This is a genomic window from Rothia sp. HMSC08A08, from assembly GCF_001808385.1.
GTDB lineage: Bacteria > Actinomycetota > Actinomycetes > Actinomycetales > Micrococcaceae > Rothia > Rothia dentocariosa.
Map to the genome: position 1 here is coordinate 153145 of NZ_KV793056.1, position 21555 is coordinate 174699.

Consider the following 21555-nt stretch of genomic DNA (forward strand, 5'->3'; position numbering starts at 1 on the left):
GCCTCTGTTTTGTCCTATACCACTGGGGCGCAGGTTAGAAGGCTTCTGCAATAATTTCAGGAATGCGCTCCGGGTTCACCAGATCGGGATGGGTACCGTTCTTCAACGTGACGGTACGGAACGAGCCCACATGAGGCTCCCAGCCGTGCGCATCCAGATAGGGTTGATCGTCATGGTTCACTCCAATCAATACGACTTTTCCGCCAAAGTTAAGGTGTTTCGAGCCGCGCATAAGGGCGGCAGAGGCGCGCATTGACTCCAGACACACCCCTAACTTATCTTCAGACAGATATCCCATAGCCGACCCGGCATCTCGCAGTCGTTCGAGCGTCTGTGGCAAGTCAAGAACGGTCTGCGCCGATACTTCGGGAAGACCGCCCATACGTAAGAGGGCACGAAAGCTCTCTTGCTCGTCCGGTTCAGGAATCCCCTGCCACTGTTCGACGGGGTATGCATCCAGAAGCGTAACCTGTTGTACATCGTAACCGGCAGTCTCGGCAAGCGCGGCTACCTCGACGGCGGCAGTACCGCCAACGGACCAGCCCATCAGGGAAAATTGTGATGGAAGCTGACGTTCCTCAAGGGTCTCACGAATACGCGCAAGATACCCCTCGGCGAGTTCACGAAGGCTCTGGGCGTAGCCAGCATTTGGGTTCGTGAATGCCTCATGTTGCAGTGCGTAAACCGACGGATGCCCGGGTATGTAGGGCAGATAGGCGGCATAGCACCATCCCAGACCGCCTGCGGGCGGCAGGATAAAGAGCGGTACGGTATTCTTCGATGTTGCGGAGTCCACCGAGTCCGCCTCACGCAGAGGCAGAACCGGGGCAAACTCGACATCAGTAGAATCCTCGTTCAAGACCGCAGCCTGCCCCTTGACCGTGGGATTAGCGAAGAGGGCACCAATACTGAGCATCTTTCCAAGGTTTTCTTCAATCTTGGCAATGACGGAAAGTGCCGCGAGGGAGTTACCACCTGCTGCGAAGAAGTCTTCGGTTACGCCGAATTGTGAGCGTCCCAGCACACCCGCGATAATCTCGCTAATTTGCTGTTCCAAAAGTCCATGGGGGCCGTCTGCGGTGTTGGTATCAAAGGTAAACTCGATCTGTGCCAGGTTTTTGCGATCTGTCTTGCCTGAGGGGCTAACCGGGAACTGAGCCTTGGTGTGCCATAGGCGCGGTACCATATAGTCCGGCAAGGTGTTCTCACAATGTTGGCGAGCTTGAGCAACGATACGGTTGCGTTCTGTTTCAGAAACGTCACCTATCTCTAGGAACGCCGCGAGAGCAGGTTCGGACATCTTCGTGTAGAGCAAAACGACGGCGCTATGGACTCCCTCAACGTGGGAGAGCGTAGTTTCGATGTCGCCAAGCTCTAGACGTTGCCCATGTAGTTTTACTTGGTGATCGGCACGACCACGGTAGAGGATGACTCCGCGAAGGTTTTTGGCCAAGGTGCCGGGTTTTTGGTTTGTGGCGGTGAGGTTCCACTCGGCAAGATCGCCAGTACGGTAAAGCCGCTCCCCCGTAGCGTTGTCCAGGATAAAGGCTTGTGCAGTTGCCTCGGGATTGTTCTGGTACCCCACAGCAAGCTGTACACCCGATAGGTAGAGTTCCCCTACGAATCCGGGCGGTATCGGCTGTAAAGCCTGGTCGAGAATACGAGTTTGGGTGTTCCAAACGGGCTGGCCGATAGGAACAGTACTGCACTCTGGGTTTTGGGAGCTATCCCAGAAGGTAACATCGACGGCGGCTTCCGTAGGCCCATAAAGATTTAAAGGGTAAACACCCATAATATTATGCGCGCTGAGAATCTGATCCTTCTGAAGTGCCTCGCCCGAGCAGATAAGATAGCGCACATGGCGTTGCTGCTCCCCCGATCCAAAACCTGCTTCGGCTAAGGTACGTTTTGCGGAAGGGGCCTCCAAGAAGGCGGTAAGCATCGTGGGTACGAAATGCAGACAGGTAACGTTCTGTTCGGCGATAACACGCGCCAGGTAGGCCGGATCCCGGTGCCCATCAGGAGCGGCAATAACGACGGCTGCCCCTTCCTGAAGCGGCCAATAAAGCTCCCACACATGAACATCAAACGAGACAGGCGTTTTATGTAAGATGCGGTCCCCCGCACGGTCTTGTGTGGATGCGCCGACCGGAATCTGTGACTGTTGCCAGCGTAACCGGTTATCAATGGAACGATGACTAATCGCAACACCTTTGGGTCGCCCTGTCGAACCCGAGGTAAACAAGATATACGCGGTATCATCCAGTGCTGTGCCGATACCCGGGAATGTTTTTGCCTCGGGCACATGTGTAAGGTTTAGAGGTTTTCCCACAGGGGCTGTTAGAGCGGTAAATTCAAATTGCTGCAGCCCGCACAAAATCTGCGTATTCGCCGGTTTTAACTCGGCCCCTGCAATAGGACTCAGCCCGGAACCATACACAAGCGCCGAACACTGCGCATCTTCCATCATGGAGCTCACACGTTCGGCCGGCAGATCCGGCAAAATCGGCACATAGACAAACCCTGCATAGAGCGCCGCATATAAGGCGATATATTGTTCAAGTCCTCGATGAAAACGTAGGCCTACAGCAGTTCCAGGGCACACGCCAGCTTCCAGCATCGCCTTTGCTAGGGCGCGGGCTCGCGCATCCAGCTCGTGATACGTGAGTACCTGCGAAAACTCATAGGCCTGCGGAGATTGCGGGGACAGCGTACCGTCCTCGTCCGGCGCGCAGGCGTAGAGTGCGGGTTCGTTCGGGTAGCGTGTGAGCGCATCCTGAAAACGCTGAAGCAAAGTTTTATACTCTATCGGATGCGCGGTAGCGTTAAACGATTCCAGCAGCTCTACCTCATGCGGTAACGCAGTCGTCAGGGTATCCATCGACCGCTCCTCAAGGGCAGCCTGAGCCCAAGATTCCAACCAATTTTGTAGGTGCCGGGCGTGAAATTCTACGCGCTCGCGGGTATACAGGTTCGGGTTGGCATCGAACTCTACAGAAATTGTGTGACCGCGCCCGGGTATGCCTCGCAGGGTAATGGTCATATCCGCAACTGGTCCCGCAGATATGTTATGAATATATCCCACAGAAGCAGGCGTGTTTTCGGTAGGTGCACCTAGCGGTAAAGCGGCATCAAACGGTATAACATTGATCTGGGAACCAAAGAGGCGGCTGTTATTGGACTGCGCTAAACGTTCTAGGTCTTCTTGTCGAGCAAGCGGATGTGAGGCGTTTCGTGCATACTGGTTCTTTACGCTATCGAGTGTCTGTGCAATACTTCCCATACCTGAAACCTGTACAGGAAGCACGTTCACGGCGGTGGTTCCAGTCTGAGCGCTGGTCTTGCCGAGAGCACGGGTTTCTGCGGGAACCTGAGCCCCAAATATACGGTTCATCTGGGGTACACCAAAAGCAGCGCTTCTATGCCCACCAATACGGGCCAGATAAGACCCTACGGCACCGGTTACAGTAACGGGCCAGGAGGTTCCGTACATTTTGCCAATTTCCAGCATATCTCGCTGTAATTTATCAGGCAGGGTCAGTACCTCACGCAAGGCCTGTGGTGCCGGTGATGCACTTCGTGCTGCCAGCGATGTATCGGGTTGGCTAAGTACTTCCACTTGCTCAGAAGTCCACAAGGCCAGGTCCTCTTCTCGGGCATGTTCGGCAGCGTGATCAGCCCGAAGAAGCTCCATTAGAGAGGCGCGTTTAACAGTAGGCAGAGGTTTTCCGGCGCTCAAAGCACGATAGATAGCTGCTACGCGAGACAGAGCGTTAAACACCGCAAAACCGTCTGCCACCACATGACTAAAGCTGTGGTAAACCCAGAGTTTACCCCCGTAGTATGTGACAGCGGAGCGTACCGTAACACCCGCATCGGTGATCAGCGGTTCGCGGATCAGCTCGGATGCCCAATCACGCACCGTTGCCGGAACGGGATTCTGCTCTTCCGTTTTTTCCTGAGTCGGGAGGGAAATTACCGGAAGTACCTCAAGATTAGTCAGAAACTCATCAAGTGGCATGACTCGTTGCTCTGGACGCCCAGTCTGCACGCGCGTCTGCACCCGGAAACCTTCATTTTCACGGTAGAGCTGAATAAATGCCTCACGCAGGTAATCAAGATTCGTCTCGGGTGGGCATTCCATGATCTCTGCCGTGTTATAGCAGGGATTTTTGGGATCGATAATAGCGGCAAGATAAATACCTTGAGCGCTTTTGGTCAGGGGAATCCAGTCATGCTTGGACCCACTATGCTCGGTGATGCTCATAGTCCGGTCTATTCTTTCAGGCGGTGTCGTGTGTTGGTTGGGTGAGTATCGGCCTTATATAGGTACCGATCTCGTCAAAGTTAGCTGATGCGAGTGAGCAAAAATTCGACGGTCGGGTTTTCTACCAGTTCAGTGAATTCGATAGTAATCCCCTTGCCCGCGAGGTCATCGAGCAGGGCAAAAGCGCCCATTGAGTCCATCCCCAGAGAAAAAAGGTCGGTCGTAGACTCGGAAAAGGCGGTATCCAGCGAATCCGCCTCGTGGATGTACTGAGCAAGCAGGGGGCGAAGAGTAGTCTCTGCGGACATTATGTTCCTCTCTGGCATCATGTCTTATGTATGCCAAAATTTATATACACATAAATTGTAGATGAGGTTACCCTACATGAAAACTATGTAAACCTTTACATCACCGTCATATAGCGGGTGTTGACCACCTATACGTGACTATTATTCTCTGCGCACGCCTCACAGAGCACCTGCTTTTGAGTTAAACTTCCGGGGTAAGAACCTCAAGATTCTTACCCCGGTATTATGGTATCCGCACGCTTATTTAGCCCGCGCTAACGCTTACCTTAGTTACTCTTACTCCTGAGCCAGCATCTCAACTAGTTTAATGCGAAGTTCACGGCGTGAGATCTTACCCACGTTTGTGGTTGGCAGAGAGCTCAATACCTGTACACGTTCGGGGATCTTAAAATCAGCCAGCTTCTTTTCAGTGAAATACTCGTACATGGTACGGCGCGGATTCTCACCGAGCGATTTCCCGGCCTGAAGTACGACTATCAAGCAGACGCGCTCACCCACAGTTTCATCGGGCAGACCAAGGGCTACTGCATCCAAAATATCCGGATGCTCTAACGCCAACTCCTCAATTTCATCCACCGAGATCTTCTCACCGTTACGGTTAATTTGATCTTTAGCGCGTCCAGTAACTTCAAGATACTTTCCCGCGACTATACGCACGATATCGCCCGTACGGTAAAAACCGTCTTCAGTAAAGCTGAGCTGATTAGCGTTTTCTTCGCGATAATACCCGCGAATCGTATAGGGTCCGCGCGTGAGGAGGTGACCGCTCTGCCCTGGCTTGACCGGGTTATCCCGTTCATCCACCACGCGGATTTCATCAGCCGGGCTGATAGGGTATCCCTGAGTATTCATGCGTATATAGGGTTCATCACGCAGACGAGTGTAATTCACCAAGCCTTCCGCCATGCCGAAGACCTGTTGGATGCTCACACCTAGGGTTGTTTCGAGCTCCCCCGCCACCGTCGGAGCAAGTTTCGATCCGCCCACCTGAAGCACGCGGAGCGAAGGCAGCTGCACGTCACGTTTCTTTACAGACGCCAGCCAGGCCTGCGCCAAGGGCGGTACGAGTGAGGTGAAGGTAACGCCTTCCATCTGAATCAGATTAAGCGCCGTCTGAGGGCTAGGATCAGCAGCAAATACGAGCTTACCTTGCACACACATTACGCCCAGGATTCCAGGCGAACTCATCGTGAAATTATGTGCCGCAGGAAGCACCACCAACATGGTTGTGTTGTTATTCAGTTTGCAGATATCGGCGGAACCACGCACCGAGTACAAGTAGGCTGCGTGCGTGCGCGGAATTAGCTTTGACATACCGGTTGTACCGCCGGAAAGCTGCAAAAATGCAATCTGCTCGCTTGCCAGAGTATTTTGGGTATTCTGCACAACACCGGGATGGAACGGTTCAGCCAGCTCAGTCTCGCTCAACGGAGTTACCGGGAGCGCAGCATCAAGGGCAATAGGCGGTTCTAGACCATCAGCACGCATCGTCTGTGCCACATCGTCTGCGAGCGCTGCAAAATCTGCTCCCGGAGTTTTCGAGGAAAATATATGCGCAGCGGCATCAGTGCGGGTTGCAAAATGGACAAGCTCACTCGTGCGGTGCTGTGGCAGACAAAAGACCGGTAAGGCTCCTGCCCAAAAAATACCCATAAGATATATCAGGTATTCGGCGATATTTCCTAACTGTAAAAGCACACGATCGCCGGGTTGCACCCCGGCATTCTCTAGGCGACGTGCTGCGGCACGAGCAGCCACCTCCAGCTCTCCATAGCTCAGTCGAATCTGCTGCGGTTTGCCCTCTGCGTCGCTCTGTGCATGCGAAAGTGCCACTAACGCCGGAAAATGTGGTTTAGCACGGCAGGCATCAAGCAGAAACTCGGGTATGGTCTGATCGATCCAGTACCCTTCTTCACGGTAACGCCGTGCGAAATCCTCAGGAATCAGTGGGGTTTCGAGCAGTTCGGAGCGTTCCACAATCTGTTCGGTCATGTTTATGTCTTTCTCGGCTATAAGATTTTAGGGGTTGGGCATAAGAATGCGATTCAGCGCGGGTATGATAGCTCCACGCCAGCAGGCGTAGTCGTGGCCGCCATTGAATACAGTGTAGTTCAGGTGTGTGTCCACAGATTCGAGTTCCTGAACAAAACGCTGATGCGGCGGCAGCAGAATCCATTCCTGCTCGCCTACCTCAACCTCAAGGCGAAGGTGGGACAAACGGTGCAGTTCATTGGCTTTACGCAGCTGTGAGAGTTTGTCGAAAACCTGGGGCTGCCACAGCGAAGACGACTGGGCAATTGCGGCTCCGAAGGATTCTGGGCGTGAGAAAACCGCCAGCAGAGAAGACAGCCCGCCTAAGGATTGTCCGTTGATAATAATATCCTGTGGCTCTGGCCGCAGCCCGTGATGACGCCTCAAATGAGGAAGCGCTTCTTCTACAATATAGTCGGCTATGGGACTGTCTCCATTGAGCTCTTGCCAGCGGCGTTCTCGGCCGCCCGAGTGCAGAAAGAAGACATTCATATCCGGAATACGCCCGGCAGCACAGGCTCGGTTGAGCATATGCTCCATACCGTGCCCGTACCAGACTTCACCGTCGAAGAGGATAAAGAGCGGAGAATCGGGGCTTGGGTTTCCTACTCGTCCCAACAAATATTCATGCCCGTCCGCAGTAGTCATCCAGTGCGGTTCAGGAAGGCTGTCGAGTTCCTGTTGGGTGAGCAGAAACTCATGAACCGGCGCATCGGCAAGCTCAACCACGCCCATACAACGGCCAATACGGTTGCAGACGGTCTTCGGGTTAAGCGGGTCGCCTTCACCAGAATCGAGAGCGGTGCGCAGTGTCACCTGATCGTCCTCCCCCAGCCAGATCGGGCGTTCCCCTGGCAGTGTGGGAATAAAGTTATAGGAAGCCCGCCAGTCGGTGCGCATCTGGAAGCTCAGCGCCCACCAATCGGTGTCTGGAATACGTTCCATCAGAGACAACGGCAGGTTTTTCTCATCTGTCAGTCGATTGACAAAAATAAGAACCTGCTCTGCCGTGGCATGCCGATACAGGAATGTGACAATGCGTTCGTTCTCATTCGCTGTTCCGTCGTCATAGTAAGCCTGCTCTATAAGTGGAGTCCCATCCGCTACGATCTCTGTGATGCGGGCGTTAAGTTCTTGCGCGTCCACGGCTTCGTTTACGATGCGCGTCATAAGCGGGCTGGGTACGCGCGGGGCAGGTGTTGGGCGCGGGATTTTAGGCGGCATAGGACGCGCCGTGATCTTTGACTTGAGATTCTGTGTGGTTTTATGTGGAAGGGTCTCAAAATCACCCATAAAAGGCTCCTTAGTGACCTTCGCGGGCGGCGGCAATTGCGTCCGCGGCAATAGTAATCTCTTGGTGAGCTGCCGGAACTACCAGTGGTGTTCCGGTACAGGGGTCATCGCATATAACAGATTCTAGGTCGAAAACTTCCTGAATTAGCTCGGCAGTGACAATTTCCTGAGGATCACCCTGAGCGATAATCCTACCTTCCTTCATGAGCACCGCATGAGTGGCGTATCGGAAAGCCAGGTTCAGATCGTGCAGCACAACCGCAACGGTATGCCCCTCAGAGTGGAGCTTCTTGGTAAGGTTTAGCACCTCAATCTGGTGGGTAATATCCAGGTAGGTGGTTGGCTCGTCCAACAGAATCAAAGGCGTCTGCTGGGCAAGGGTCATGGCAATCCACACGCGCTGACGCTGACCGCCGGAAAGCGCCTCAATAGGACGTTCGGACAGTTCCAACACGTTCGCGGCTTCCATAGCCTCAACGCAGGCAGCCTCATCTTTCTCAGACCAGGAACGTAGAAGGGATTGATGCGGGTACCGGCCGCGTGCCACAACATCCGCCACGGTCAACCCGGTGGGTGCCTCCGGCGTTTGAGGAAGCATGGCGAGAATCTGCGCGATGGAGCGGGATTTCATCTTTGAAAGCGGCAGACCATCAAGAAAGACCTTTCCGCCTTTGAGAGGATTCACACGCGCCAGAGCTTTGAGCAAGGTAGATTTACCGCAGGCGTTAGGACCCAAAATAACGGTAAGCTCACCCTCAAGCACCTTGAAGTCTATACCGCTGAGCACTGTGTGGTCGCCATAGGCTACGACCATGTCTTCGCCTGCGAGTCGGCTTTCGCTAATCTCTGCACGAGCCTTCACTAGCTCTTCTTCCTTTCAAGGTAAATCAGGTAAATCAGATATAAACCGCCCAGGGCGCCGGTGACCACACCGACCTGTAGGGTACGGCCGGGAATTGCAAACCTTCCAATAAGGTCTGAGGCCAGCACCATCAATGCACCCATGAGGGCAGAACCGAAAAGGGTAACTCCGCCGCTTCGCCCCAGGGTTTTCACGATATGCGGGGCAGCAAGTGCCACGAATGCTATGGGACCGGTAGTCGCGGTGGCTAGGGATACGAGAAGCACACCGAGGAAGAGCGCACACACCCGATAAGCGTTGACATTCACGCCTAGTCCTGACGCCACGCTATCGCCAAACCGAATGGCCCCGAGAGGGCGTACTAGGGCGAGAAGCGCGGGAACTGTGACAATCAGAAAAATCATCAGCGTAATCGTACGCGGCCACGACATATCATCGAGAGAACCGGCAAGCCAGGATGCCGCTGTCTGCGCCTGAGTCAGTGATGCCCGAACTACCAACAACGAATTGAACGCCGCAAGAGTCGATCCTACACCAATACCCACAAGCACTAGGCGGAATCCGCGTAAACCTGTATGTCGAGTCAGTAACCACACCGTAATGGATGTTGCGATACCGCCAATGAGGGCACCGATAGCAACTTCTACTGGACCAGAGTCGAAGACGATAATCTGCAGGAGTGCACCAGTTGCAGCACCGTGCGTAAAGCCGATAATATCCGGTGAGCCCAGCGGGTTACCCGAGATTACCTGGAACAGCGCCCCTGAAAGCCCTAAAGCGGCGCCCACAAGCAGAGCTGCCACGATGCGCGCTTCACGCTTCTGTACTAAGACCACTGTGATGCGTTTACCCCGCCCAACGAGGGCATTAATGACGTCCATCGTCGTCACTTTGTAATCGCCCTGTTGCAGCCCCCACAGGCTAAGTGCCACGATGAGAGCGATCAGCACAATGTACAGCGTCAAAACCCGCCAGGGAACCTGCGCCTGAATGAGTCCGCGTGAGTTAAGAACAAGCCTGCCAGCCAAATCATGACCGCGCCGTGCACCTCGAGGGCGCGAAGATTCCTGTTTCTGAGTCTTGAGGTTCGTCGCCTTAGTCTGTGTATCTGTCATCAGAGAGCCTCCACCTTACGACGAGTCATCAGGAATAGGAAGAGGGGTGCCCCTGCAAGGGTAGCGATAATTCCTACCTGAGTTTCCTGCGGGTGCTCCGGGGTCGCCATAATAACACGGGCTAAGACATCGGACATGAGCAGCCAGACAGGACCTAGAAGCGCGGAGCCGTAGTTAACCCAGCGCACATCATTGCCCATTATGGCACGCACTACAAAGGGAACTGCCAAACCGACGAAGGAGATTGGTCCGATGGCAGCGGTTGCTGCACCTGCAAGAAGCGTTACGGCAAGAAGTGTGAGGTTTTGAGTTTGATACACTCGTGCGCCCAAGGAGATAGCGGCTTCTTCACCCATACTTAGCGCGTTGATCGAGGGTGCTACAAAAAATGCTAAAAGGAGACCCACGAGGATCACGGGGGCAACGGCCTGTGCAACTGATATATCGCGCCCTTCTAAAGACCCGGTAACCCACACACGAAATTCGTCAAAAGCATCTTGGTTCGAGAGCATAAGTCCCTGTGCTACAGCGGCAAGAGCGGCAGAGATGGCCACACCGGCGAGAGCTAATTTAACAATTGAGCCGTCTCGACCACGCCCGAGGGTATAAACGACAGTGGCGGCTATAGCGCCCCCAACAGCGGCGGCAATCATATACTGCCAAATACCGAGAACACCGAAAAGTACAACAGTGAGGATGACTGCAACGGCGGCACCGGCGTTGACACCCATCAGACCAGGTTCGGCGAGTGGGTTACGGGTGAGTGACTGCATGAGTGATCCGGCAACTGCGAGGGCCGCCCCGCAGGCTATCCCGATGAGTGTCCGCGGAATGCGCTGCTCAAAGATAATGGCATGACTTTCGGGGGTTGATTGCCCCGCTAAGGTTTCTACGATGGTTTCGGGGGAGAGTGATTTTAGCCCAATAGTTAGCGAGGCAAGAATACTCACGCCGAGCAGAACCGCAAAAATAATAAGCCAGGTTATTCGTCGGCCGTTTTTTTCGTTGCGCCCACTTTTCATGGTTCGTGAGGCTCCTGTGCGTTCCAAGATTACGCTCAACGAGACTCCTTTATTATATGTGGTCTAAGATACAGTGCTACCAACAACGCTACCGTAAAGATAGCTAAGACCGCCTTATCTCGATACCGTGTCTTGATCCCTATGGCGTTAGGGTACCTTTGGTTCTTCTCCTGAGCAAGAGTGCCAAACGCGCGCCACAAAGGAGCGTTATCTCCCCTGCGGCGCGCGCTTATCACCATTGTCTATGGACGCTTCCGAATAATCAGTACAGCAATAGCACCGATAATAGCAACGCCAAGCACAGATACGCCCAGCCATGGGAATTCCTGCCCATACGTTACCGTTGTGTTGCTGGTTTTATGGCTATCTGCCTGTGTCTTTGCGGAGCTAGAGGCCGACGCGCTGCTCTTCGCACTGCTGGATGCAGAGGCGCTGGCGGTCTTCTTCTGTTCGCTCTTGTTAGCGTTCTGGTCGTTTTTCTGATCGGAGGAATCTTTATTCCCGCCCTCGTCAGCCTCAGCGTTCAAACGATCATACTCTTCTTTAGAGATAGGGTTGCCATCAGCATCAAGATAGACGGTCTCTTGCTCAGATGAACCACCGTTCTGTGCCGAGTTACCGCCGTTATCTTCGGAACCATTATTACCCGAACCGTCAGATCCGGCGTTATTGTTGGACGAAGAATCGGAGCCGCCCTTAGAGGATCCTCCGTTATTTGACGAGCCGCCATTATTGCCGCCCCCGTTATCGGGTTCTCCAACGGTAAATACAGGGCTCTTATTGGTATACCGCCCTCCCGTGTTACCTTTATTACGACCGTTGGCGTCTTTACCTCCGCCTCCTCCCGTTGCAAGGAAGCGAAGCGTATGATCACCGGAGCCTGCGTTAGAGAGCACAAATGAACCGTTTAGGTTCCCCTTGCTATCCGTTGTTTGCCTATGCACGACGCCGTCATCATCTAGTTTGACGGTAACCTGCGTGTTTTCAGGGAAACCTGTCAAAGTGAAGTTAACTACGCCTCCGGGAGTCACATGAGGACTTACAGTTGAGCTGGTTCCTGGGGTATTCTCTGATGCTCCTCCGGGCGGGATCGCATTCGCAGCTCCCATCCCCAGGCCAAGACTAAGGGATATTGCCGCGCAGGCAGTGAGCGCCTTTGATACTGTCTTTGTGGTTCGCATGAGTTTCCTCTTCTGTGCGACTAGTGGTAGTTTATACCGGTTCCCTCCCCCACCGACGGTGTGGGAGGGAACCCTGATGTTTGAGATTATTGTGTATATTTCCTCAGGTGTGAGAGGTGATTAAGCCCTCTTACGGAAGGTTAGTGCAAGCACCAAGATTATCAGACCCGCTATAGAGAGCAACACGTTATTTGCATTGTTCGCGAACCAGCGCGAGAAGCCGCTAAGCTCAGCGCCAATGATATTGGGGGCGCTATCGCTGTCGGACTGTGTTGCCGCGGTAGTTGCATTGCCCTGGGTACCGTTTTTACCGGGCGCGGCCTTGGCAGTGTGAGTTTTCTTGGGTGCGCTCTTGGCGTGGGCACCGCTGTTACTACCGTTCTTTGCGGCAGCTTTAGCGCGTGCCTGCACACGGTTGATGAGCGTATCGTTTTCCAGTTCAGCAGCAGCCCCAAGAGAAGCCTGCTTCGTAATGCTGCCTTGACGGGCTGCATAGTTGATTCCGGAGCTCTGGGTGGGAATAGGTGCCACAGAGCCATATCCTGATCCGTTGTTACCCAACCCGGCATCATAGCCGCCTGCGATTGAACCATTGTTAGAGGCATGATTACTACTTACAGGGGCTAACGTGGAGCCGTCAGCGCCAGCAATCGTAACGGACAACGTCACCGAATGCTGCTCGTCGCTCTTCTGTAAACTACCGGTCAGGAACGTGATATCGTGAACGGTGCCCACGCCCCATTTATCGCTATTTGGGAACGGCAAAGTATAGGTAAACTTGCCATCAGCATCAGCCTGAATAATGGCCACAACACCACGAGACGCATAGTCTTTACCGTTATAGTTCACGGCGTGGTCAAGTTTAATGTCACCGCCATCGTATTTAACGGCGATAACGCTATAGGGGCTCCATCCAGAACCGTTAACGACGATTCCCTGACCGTGGGCCACAGTCTTAGGACCGGTTACGGTAGCATCACCGTCGGACGCAGTCTGAGTCTCAACGACAGGGGCAGGTGCAGTAGGTGCAGGTGCGTTATTTTGTACACCCTGGTTCGCAGTACCGCCCTGATTATCTGCTGGGCTAGGCTGAACATCGGTGTTACCGTCTTTCGGATGATCCTGTACAGGAGGTTCGGTAGGCTGAGGCTCTAGTTTCTTGGTGTCATTAGCTGAAGGGTTACCTGGCTGCTGACCGTTATCCTTTGGATCCTCGGCAGTGGCAGGAGCATCGCCTACAGTCACGTTGAGAGTTACCGAACGCTTCGCAACGTCGCCCTTTTGCAAACTGCCGCTCAGAAAGTTAATCTTGTGCTGTGAACCATCCGTCCACTTCTCAAACCCGGTTGAATTCTCAGCGTTCGGGAACGGCAGCTTTGCGGTGAACGTACCATCAGGATTAGCCGTAACAACGGCTACAACACCGCGTCCCGCTAAATCCTTACCGTCATACGTTACGGGATTCGTAGACTTGACTTCACCGCCGTCGTACTTCACGGCGATCACAGAACCGGTACCGTCGGCATTCTTCCAGCCGGTACCGCTAACCTCGATTTCCTGACCGTTTTTCGCGTATTTCACACCGGTCACAGTAACGCCGTCGGACTCAACAGTCTGCGAGTTCTCAAAAGCGGCAGGAGCAGGATTATTTTCTGCGGGTTGAGGAGCTGGTTTCTCTTCTGCCTCAGGCTGCTGCTCTGCTTCGTTCTTAGCAGCGTCGTCAACTTTGGGCTGTACCGGAGTTTCCTCAGCTTTAGGGGTCTCTTCTGCCTTCGGAGTATCAGCAGGAGTCTCATTCTTAGCTGCCTCATCAGTCTGAGGCTGCTGTGCAGGCGTTTCTTCAGCCTTTGGAGCTTCTACAGGAACCTCGTTCTTGGGGGTTTCTTTTACCTGAGGCTGCTCAGGACTCTCCACCTTTGGAGTCTCTTCTACCTTCGGAGTTTCGGCGGCCGGAGCTTCTTCACCCACGGTTACCGTGTGAGTTGCTGAGTGCTTTTGATCGCCCTTCTGCAGACTTCCGCTCAGGAAGTTAATCTCGTGTTCTGAACCGACGGTCCAGTTAGCTTCAGTAGGGAACGGGATGGTTGTGGTAAAGTTACCGTTCTCGTCTGCGCGAATAACTGCTGCAACGCCCTTTGCTGATAGATCCTTACCGTCATGTAGCACTGGACTTGTGGGTTTAACCTTACCGCCATCATATTTCACAGCGATAACGGCGTTGGCCCCCCACCCCGAGCCACTAACCTCAAGGCCCTGACCGTTCTTAATAACCGTGGAGCCTGCAACGGTCGCAGTATCGTTTGCTCTCGCGGCGGGTTGTTCTACCTTACCTTGAGGCATTCTTTCGTTGCCTTCACCCGGAACCTTCACAGCAGGATCCTGTGCCTGCACATTATTACCGGCCTGGGCGGGGGTAGCATCCGGAGTGTGACCCGGATCTTCAAGAGCAGTTGCGGGAGTTGTTACGCCGGGTGCAAGCAAAGCACCCGCAAGCGCTACCACGGCACTGTAGCGGGCGGCATGATGTGCGTGCTGTGTCATCGTTATGTTCCGTTTCGTGTATAAGGTTTTCAAGCTCTTTTAAGACAGCCCCAGGGGCATGTTGCTGTCTTTCAAAAGCATTTTGTGTATCTTCAGCGTATTCGTCGTTGAGTATTCAAGAGCCTAGATGCGGCACCTCCTCAAGCGAGGTGCCGCGTCTAAAATCTAATCCTACTGTCCCTGATTATTGTTTTGATTTTCGAGTAGTTTGCTGCGAACATCCGCAACAATACCGTTCATCAACAGGGGACCACCGGTTGAGGTCCATTTAGAACCCTCAACCGTAATAATATGTTCGTTCTGGTAGGCTTTCAAATTTGTGAAGCCAGATGTGGCCTCTGCCTTCTTCAAAACTTCTGATGCACCATTGGCGCTAGCATCACCTTGAACATTCGGGTTCTTCTGGCTTGCGCCACCCAAAGTACCGATAAACATGTAGTCGGCGTCAATATCCGAGAGGTTCTCCAAAGAGACCGGCTCTGAGTGACCCTGCCCTTCACGATCCTGTGCCGGGGGACGCTGCAGCCCCAAATCTGAAAGCACCTGACCGGCAGGGAGTTCCTTCAAGATCAGTGCGGGGCCGTTACCTGCCCAACGCACGATGGAGAAGGTCTTATCACCGTACAGAGGTTCTAGCTCCTTCTTGAGCTGCTCAGTAAGTTTTTCGTAGTCTTCCTCAACCTTCTTACCCTGGTCTACCAGGTTAAGAGCATCCGCTACCCGCTCAAAGTTGATAGTCCAATCGCCGCCGGCGTATCCGGTGTACACCACGGGAGCAATATCCTGCAGAGTCTTGTATGCCTCTGAACGTTTATCCACGCCTGTGGAGTCAGCCAGAATAAGGTCGGGCGTGAGGGAGGCAACCTTATCGTAGTTAACCTCAGATACAGAACCGACAAGTGTAACGTCGTCTCCTACCTTATCTTTGAGGTAGTTAGGCACAGTCTGCTGACCGCGACCAGAAATAGCGCCTACAGGCTTAACGCCAAGTGCGAGCACCGCATCCAAAGTAGGTTCTGAGAGAACTACAACGCGCTGCGGTTTAGTAGGTACCGTAATTTCTTCCTCATCTACATTTTTAACAACGCGAGTCTCACTTTCGGGAGATTCCGAAGAGTCAGAAGTCGTAGATTCCTGACTGCATGCTGCAAGTGTAAATGCAGTGCCCGAGGCAAGCGCCATACCTAGAAAGTTACGGCGATTTACCATGAATTGAGCTAGTGACGCTGGGTGTTCAAAAGACATATTTCTCCTAAGACAAATAAACTCTACCTAACCTTACCGTCATATATGCCCTACTTCAAGGAAAAACTCTCATGGTTAACGTTAAGAATCGTCAATCTTTTTACCGATATGTGGTTTTTTCATTGGAAATACAGGTTTTTTATAGTCATTACATAAAGCTATAAAGACGTTATGTCATCAAAAATATTTCACGCTTTAACCGTTTACAGCGTCACAATACGCGCACAATGCACTCAAATTTTTAAGAACAACTGCATCCATCAGAGAGATTTATCCCGGTGTGAGGATGTGACCTCCACTTCTTTCGTACACTCTCTCCTAGAGAACGCAAAGCAGCAATCGCGGTCTGCGGATCTTCTGCCCCATACACCGAGCTGCCTGCAACGAAACAGTCCGCTCCGGCTTCCGCAGCTCGCACAATCGTTTCCCCCGTAATCCCGCCATCAACCTGAAGTCGCACCGGGATACCGGACCCTTCAAGCGCCGATGCGGCGCGACGGATTTTAGGCAAAGTGACATCAAGGAATTTCTGCCCGCCGAAGCCTGGTTCCACCGTCATAATCAGGAGCATATCTATTTCTGTGAGTAGATCGAGGTATGGTTCTACGGCAGTTGCCGGGCGTAATGCCAACCCAGCTTTTGCCCCGGATTCTCGCAGAGTACGTGCCAGTTTAATAGGTGCGGTAGCCGCCTCCGCGTGGAAGGTTACCGATTCGCTGCCTACGTCGGCATACTGGGGAGCCCAACGATCGGGATCATCAATCATCAAGTGCACGTCAAAAGGTACGGGCGAAACTTCGCGCAGACGCTTAACAACCGGAGGTCCCCACGTCAGATTCGGTACAAAATGGTTATCCATCACGTCAATATGTGCCGCATCCGCAGTCGAAATGCGTTCTAACTCGTGCTGTAAATTTGCAAAGTCGGCAGAGAGTATAGACGGATTAATAGCAACAGACATGAGAAAACCTCCTCAACATGACATACGGATATTCGGATAACAATAATCGCCGCACTAAAAATACGGTTGCATTGCGCGATTCTAATTCTTACGGAAAAGTGCGAGGAACATAGCATCAGTACCATGAATATGCGGCCACAGCTGTGCAGTCGTTGATGCTTCATCAAGAATATCTTCCTGACGAACCGAGGAGGATTTTTTAAGGCGCACCTGTGGACGATACCCGGGAGCCTTATCGCCCGCAAGAGCGCTTCGTCCTTCATCGCTCGGCAAGGCAACGCGTTGAAGTATCGACTGTGTATCCAGCAGACGCACTTTTCCAGTCTCCAGTATCTCCGCAACAATATTTTGAGTCTCAGCAGCATGCGGTGAGCAGGTTACATAAGCGATCACACCGCCAGGTCGCGTAACTTCACACGCAGCTTCCAGAAGCTGACGCTGCAGAGGCAGCAAATCGGCAATATCACGCGGGGATTTACGCCAGCGTGCCTCCGGACGCCTGCGAAGGGCGCCTAGCCCCGAGCAGGGAACATCAACCAACACACGGTCAAATTTCTGTTCCGGCTCGATGCCCGCGGGTAACCGCTCAGCATTTTGTGCAAGCGTTTGGGATATCTCACGCCCGTCCCCGGTAAGAACAACGTACTCGTCGGGAGAAAGCGGACGTAAAGATTGTGAAACCAGTTTTGCACGATGCGCTGCCGACTCATTCGCCACCACCCGAGCACCACGCTGCGCGCCCAAAGCCGCCAACAGTGCAGCCTTACCGCCCGGACCGGCACACAAATCAAGCCACGCAGAGTCTTGCCCTTCAAGAGGAGCTGCAGCAAGCGCGCGAGTAACCAGCTGCGAACCTACATCCTGTGCGCGCACAGTACCCTCACGAACACTTTTCAACCTGCCTAAATCGCCAGCAGAATATAAAGCGGAGTCCTCCACCAGTTCGCCCTCTACCGCGCCTTTCTCGAAGGCTTCCTGCAGGTCGCCTATTCCGGGAAGTGCTATAAGGTTTACCACAGGTGCCTGGTTATCGGCCTCAAGAAGATCCTGGATTTCGGCCGGAGACCTGCCATGAGCTGCAAGCGCTTGGCGCATGGAACGCACAATCCAGGTTGGATGCGATTTTGCGAGCGCAAGTTTTTCGGTGTCGTCCTTGGCATCAGTCTCCAGACGGGCGTACCAGTCATCACGGCTACGCTCGCTGACGCGACGCAGCACCGCATTCACAAAGTTAGCGGGACCACCGCCGATCTGAGCACGGGCTAATGCGACGCTTTGGTTAAGAGCTGCATGGGCGGGCACGCGCATACTCAAGAGCTGGTGAACGCCCATACGCAGTACAATCAACGTGGTTGTACCGATTTTCTCTAACGGACGATCCGCACAATGCGCCAAAATGGCGTCGTAGGTACCCTGGCTGCGCAGGGTTCCGTAGGTGAGTTCGGTGGCAAAAGCCGCGTCCCGATGGTCAAGATGGTGGGCACGAATCGTGCTGGGCAACACGAGATTTGCGTAAGAGTCGTTTTGCGCTACCGCGCTGAGAACCTCAAATGCGACGAGGCGCGCGGGATCCGCCGAGCGGGAACGCTGCGAGGGTGCGGTTGCAGAGAACTCACGGGATGAGAGCTGCTTACGGTTGCGCTCATGTCCGCTCTTATTACGTTTGGAAGCACCGCCTCCGCCACGTTTCATGCCATCGTAGGAACGCTGGGCGCGTTCGTTTCGGCGTTGTTCGCTGGTCTTACCATCAAATCGTTTCGATGATGCCCCGCGATTTCGCGGATTCCGTGAGCCATTTTTGTCGTTATAACGTCGCTCCGTCATGAGAGCACTACCTTTCCTTCGGCGAGGTTGCTACCGAGACCGCGTGCCCAGGCGAGCGCGTCCATCATTTTTTTACCGGCAGGTTGTACACGTACCAGTTCTAAAGCGCTATCCGCCGTACCCACATAGAGTTTTTTACCACGAAGTTCAAGCTGTCCAGGAGCCAGAGTACCGGCCTGATCGCTCAGACGCACACCGCCGATCTTGAGTCGGTTCCCCGAAAATTCACACCAGGCGCCGGGTTCCGGGGTTACTGCGCGAACTTGAGCAAGAATTTTGTGGGCGCTTTGGGTGAAATCTATGCGCGCATCGGCGTTGGTCACCTTTGCCGCGTAACTGACGGAATCGTCCTCGCGCTGCGCGGTTCCGTGCTCGCCTGCCTCAAGCCGTACAAAGGTATTCGCCAACAGTTCTCCCCCGCTTTGCGCTAGACGTGTAAGAATGCTCCCAGCAGTATCATCTTCCGTCACCAGCGTGGATTCTTCTTCGAAAACCGCGCCAGTATCCAACCCGGCTTCTAGAAGGAAGGTGTTCGAGAAAATCTCGCTTTCTCCCGCCATGAGGGCACGCTGTACAGGTGCGGCACCTCGCCACGCAGGCAGCTTCGAAAAGTGCAGATTAACCCAGCCGTAGGGAAGCATATCTAGTGCTTGCTGGGGCAGAATTGCGCCATATGCGACCACAGCAGCAGCTTCGGCTCCCAGCGGGGCTATCTGCTGTTGAGTTTCTGGCGACCACCGGTTCGCTTTAACAATAGGCAGCCCGAGCTCTTCAGCGCGTTGTGCTACGGGCGAGGGGGTCAGGATGCGCTTTCGACCTACCGGCGCGTCCTCACGCGTGAGCACTCCAACCACCTGAACCCGCGGGGACTGGACAAGCGTATCGAGAGGGTGCACAGCGATCTCGGGGGTTCCCGCGTAAAGAATTTTGAGGGTCATGGGCGAGTCCTTAAACCTGGTGGAGTACGGTATATCTATGCGCTGAAGTTGCCTAGGGAGGCGCCGAAGCTGCCGCCAACCCGCATTGCTCGTTCGGCAGAGGTCTGTGCTGTCACCTTGTTGTAGTCTGCGGCTCGGAGGGCGCGCATAACCCGTTTACGATCTTCGCCGATAAGGCGGTCAATAAAGAGTTTGCCGTGAAGATGATCGGTTTCGTGTTGGAGCATACGCGCGAATAGTCCTTCCCCTTCAAGCACCAGGGGCTTTCCCATCTTGTCTACGCCTCTCACCCGGGCCCAGTTCATGCGCGGAGTATCCGATTTCATACCGGGTACCGACAGGCATCCTTCCCCTCCCTCTTGAGGCTCCGTTCCGGTCTCAAGTACGGGGTTGACAATATATCCTTCGCGGTCGTCAATACCGCCAAAGGTAAAAATTTGTTTGGAGATACCAATCTGAGGCCCAGCCAGCCCGACTCCTTCAACGTCGTACATGGTGTCAAGCATATCGTCGATCAGTTTGGCAAGCTCCCGATCAAAAACGGTGATAGGTTCACATTCGCTGCGAAGAACGGGGTCGCCTACGGTACGGATACTCAGAATTGTCATATGTCTCCCTGATGCGCTTGTTATGGTACGCAGATATACTCCAAATAGGGTGAAGGGCTGTCAAATACCAGCATTCTATTGTACCGGCTGAGGTATTCGTCCAAATAGAACACTCGTGATTATTTTGTTGTTCTTCTACCGGGTTTATTAGGCTACCTGTGTGTGATCTCCCGAAGACGGTTGACCTGCCACGGGAGGCGGAACTACCGGCATGAGAGCGTCGTCCGGGAATTCGTGAACTGTACGGTTATATTCCCAGACCCTCCGCAATGCACAGAATTTATACCAGTTCTGTTCAAGAATCTTTGGATTTGCCTGATGCGGCACCACCTGCGTTTCGCCCAGTGCCACGCCCATCAGGATGGGGGCATCACCGTATTTCCAGGGCTCCCAGGTTCCCGCGACGGGGTCTACCAGCGATTCTTCGGCTTTGAGCCCGGCAACCAGTTGCATAACCACCTTATCGTCAAGGGGTTTAACACGCCCTCGCCGGTCGGTGCCTTTAGTTTTATAGTCAATAATGCAGGTTCGTCCGGCGATCTGAGCGACAAGGTCCAGCGTTCCGGCGTAACCTACGGACTTATTCCAGATAGTAATTTCTGCGGCGAGTGGTTGAGGGCGAAAAGCGTCCCACCATTCATCGAACCTATCCGCATAGGCTTGTTCGCCGTTGCGGATAAGCTGTTCTCGACATTCTTCGACGTTGTGTTCCGCTCCCATGGCGCGTAACGCAATATTCTCGGCGTAATTATGTACCCTGTCACCGCGCTCGGCTGCAGCATCTCGGTACCGTTCGGATGCGGCCGCCGCATCACGAATAATAGCGTACTTGAGCCCCGAGGATCCGGCAGCACGATAAGCTCTCTGGTCTTCGAGAGCAGCTTTTGCAGCCATATAACCGTGCCATCCGCTCATATCGGTAGCGTGCTGACCGATAACGGTCGTGATGGAAGGAACTAGCAGCTCTCCGCCGCGTTTACGGGAGTACATGCGGCCGTAATCGGTTGGATTTGCTAGTTCTGGTGCTGTCACCGAGTACCTTCTTGATCTGCGGATAGCGATTGGGGCTGTATACAAAAACCCCCGTTGTGGATGTACAAACGGGGGTGGCGCGTGCGTGATACTGGGTTCGAACCAGTGACCTCTTCGGTGTGAACGAAGCGCGCTACCACTGCGCCAATCACGCCTACAGGTAAACACTATACCGAGTGGGGAGATAGCGCGTCAAATATGGGTTGTTGCCCTTATTTGAGGCGTCAGAAGGGCATTTGGCGTCCTATATAAAAGCAACAAAAAATCCCCAGATCTCCGTGATCTGAGGATTATTCCTAGTGTGACCCCAACCGGATTTGAACCGGT

Annotated in this window: 15 protein-coding genes and 1 tRNA gene; all 16 read right to left on the reverse strand. The window is 53.7% G+C overall.

Translation table 11 applies throughout. The annotated features are described in order from the left end of the window. Positions 1-34: 34 nt before the first annotated feature. A complete protein-coding gene (locus tag HMPREF3164_RS01265; RefSeq protein ID WP_070448517.1) occupies positions 35-4267 on the reverse strand; it encodes a non-ribosomal peptide synthetase in 4233 nt (1410 codons plus the stop codon). 80 nt (positions 4268-4347) lie between these two features. Next, the gene (locus HMPREF3164_RS01270; protein WP_239662009.1) at positions 4348-4575 is read right to left on the reverse strand and encodes a phosphopantetheine-binding protein; all 228 of its coding nucleotides are present in this window, start codon (positions 4573-4575) and stop codon (positions 4348-4350) included. A 276-nt stretch (positions 4576-4851) separates the two neighbouring features. Continuing rightward, complete coding sequence (locus HMPREF3164_RS01275; RefSeq protein WP_070448518.1) at positions 4852-6567, reverse strand: (2,3-dihydroxybenzoyl)adenylate synthase; 1716 nt, start codon at positions 6565-6567, stop codon at positions 4852-4854. A gap of 27 nt (positions 6568-6594) precedes the next feature. Beyond that, on the reverse strand, positions 6595-7899 hold the full coding sequence (locus HMPREF3164_RS01280; protein WP_070448519.1) for an enterochelin esterase domain-containing protein: 1305 nt from the start codon (positions 7897-7899) through the stop codon (positions 6595-6597). Between the two features lie 10 nt (positions 7900-7909). Beyond that, the gene (locus HMPREF3164_RS01285) at positions 7910-8761 is read right to left on the reverse strand and encodes an ABC transporter ATP-binding protein (RefSeq protein ID WP_004004923.1); all 852 of its coding nucleotides are present in this window, start codon (positions 8759-8761) and stop codon (positions 7910-7912) included. Beyond that, entirely contained in the window at positions 8761-9876 is a 1116-nt protein-coding gene (locus HMPREF3164_RS01290; RefSeq protein WP_070448520.1) for a FecCD family ABC transporter permease, read from the reverse strand. The genes HMPREF3164_RS01285 and HMPREF3164_RS01290 overlap by 1 nt, the downstream gene beginning before the upstream one ends. Next, a complete protein-coding gene (locus HMPREF3164_RS01295) occupies positions 9876-10937 on the reverse strand; it encodes a FecCD family ABC transporter permease (RefSeq protein ID WP_246822547.1) in 1062 nt (353 codons plus the stop codon). Before HMPREF3164_RS01295 ends, HMPREF3164_RS01290 begins: the two co-directional genes overlap by 1 nt. Before the next feature lie 203 nt (positions 10938-11140). Continuing rightward, positions 11141-12079: a hypothetical protein gene (locus tag HMPREF3164_RS01305; protein ID WP_070448523.1), complete on the reverse strand. Its 939-nt coding sequence runs from the start codon at positions 12077-12079 to the stop codon at positions 11141-11143. A 120-nt stretch (positions 12080-12199) separates the two neighbouring features. Continuing rightward, positions 12200-14620, reverse strand: a complete 2421-nt coding sequence (locus HMPREF3164_RS01310; RefSeq protein ID WP_070448524.1) for a hypothetical protein — start codon at positions 14618-14620, stop codon at positions 12200-12202. A gap of 171 nt (positions 14621-14791) precedes the next feature. Further along, the gene (locus HMPREF3164_RS01315; protein WP_013399279.1) at positions 14792-15865 is read right to left on the reverse strand and encodes an ABC transporter substrate-binding protein; all 1074 of its coding nucleotides are present in this window, start codon (positions 15863-15865) and stop codon (positions 14792-14794) included. Positions 15866-16106: 241 nt separating this feature from the next. Further along, entirely contained in the window at positions 16107-16826 is a 720-nt protein-coding gene (gene rpe, locus HMPREF3164_RS01320; RefSeq protein ID WP_070448525.1) for a ribulose-phosphate 3-epimerase, read from the reverse strand. An 81-nt stretch (positions 16827-16907) separates the two neighbouring features. Continuing rightward, positions 16908-18650 carry an RsmB/NOP family class I SAM-dependent RNA methyltransferase gene (locus HMPREF3164_RS01325; RefSeq protein ID WP_070448526.1) on the reverse strand — a complete coding sequence of 581 codons (1743 nt, stop codon included), beginning with the start codon at positions 18648-18650 and terminating at the stop codon, positions 16908-16910. Continuing rightward, a complete protein-coding gene (fmt, locus tag HMPREF3164_RS01330) occupies positions 18647-19588 on the reverse strand; it encodes a methionyl-tRNA formyltransferase (RefSeq protein WP_070448527.1) in 942 nt (313 codons plus the stop codon). Before fmt ends, HMPREF3164_RS01325 begins: the two co-directional genes overlap by 4 nt. 35 nt (positions 19589-19623) lie before the next feature. Beyond that, the gene (def, locus tag HMPREF3164_RS01335) at positions 19624-20196 is read right to left on the reverse strand and encodes a peptide deformylase (protein ID WP_070448528.1); all 573 of its coding nucleotides are present in this window, start codon (positions 20194-20196) and stop codon (positions 19624-19626) included. 147 nt (positions 20197-20343) lie between these two features. Continuing rightward, positions 20344-21228, reverse strand: a complete 885-nt coding sequence (locus HMPREF3164_RS01340; protein ID WP_004004933.1) for a hypothetical protein — start codon at positions 21226-21228, stop codon at positions 20344-20346. A gap of 82 nt (positions 21229-21310) precedes the next feature. Beyond that, positions 21311-21382: transfer RNA gene (locus tag HMPREF3164_RS01345), tRNA-Val, on the reverse strand. Between the last annotated feature and the right edge of the window lie 173 nt (positions 21383-21555).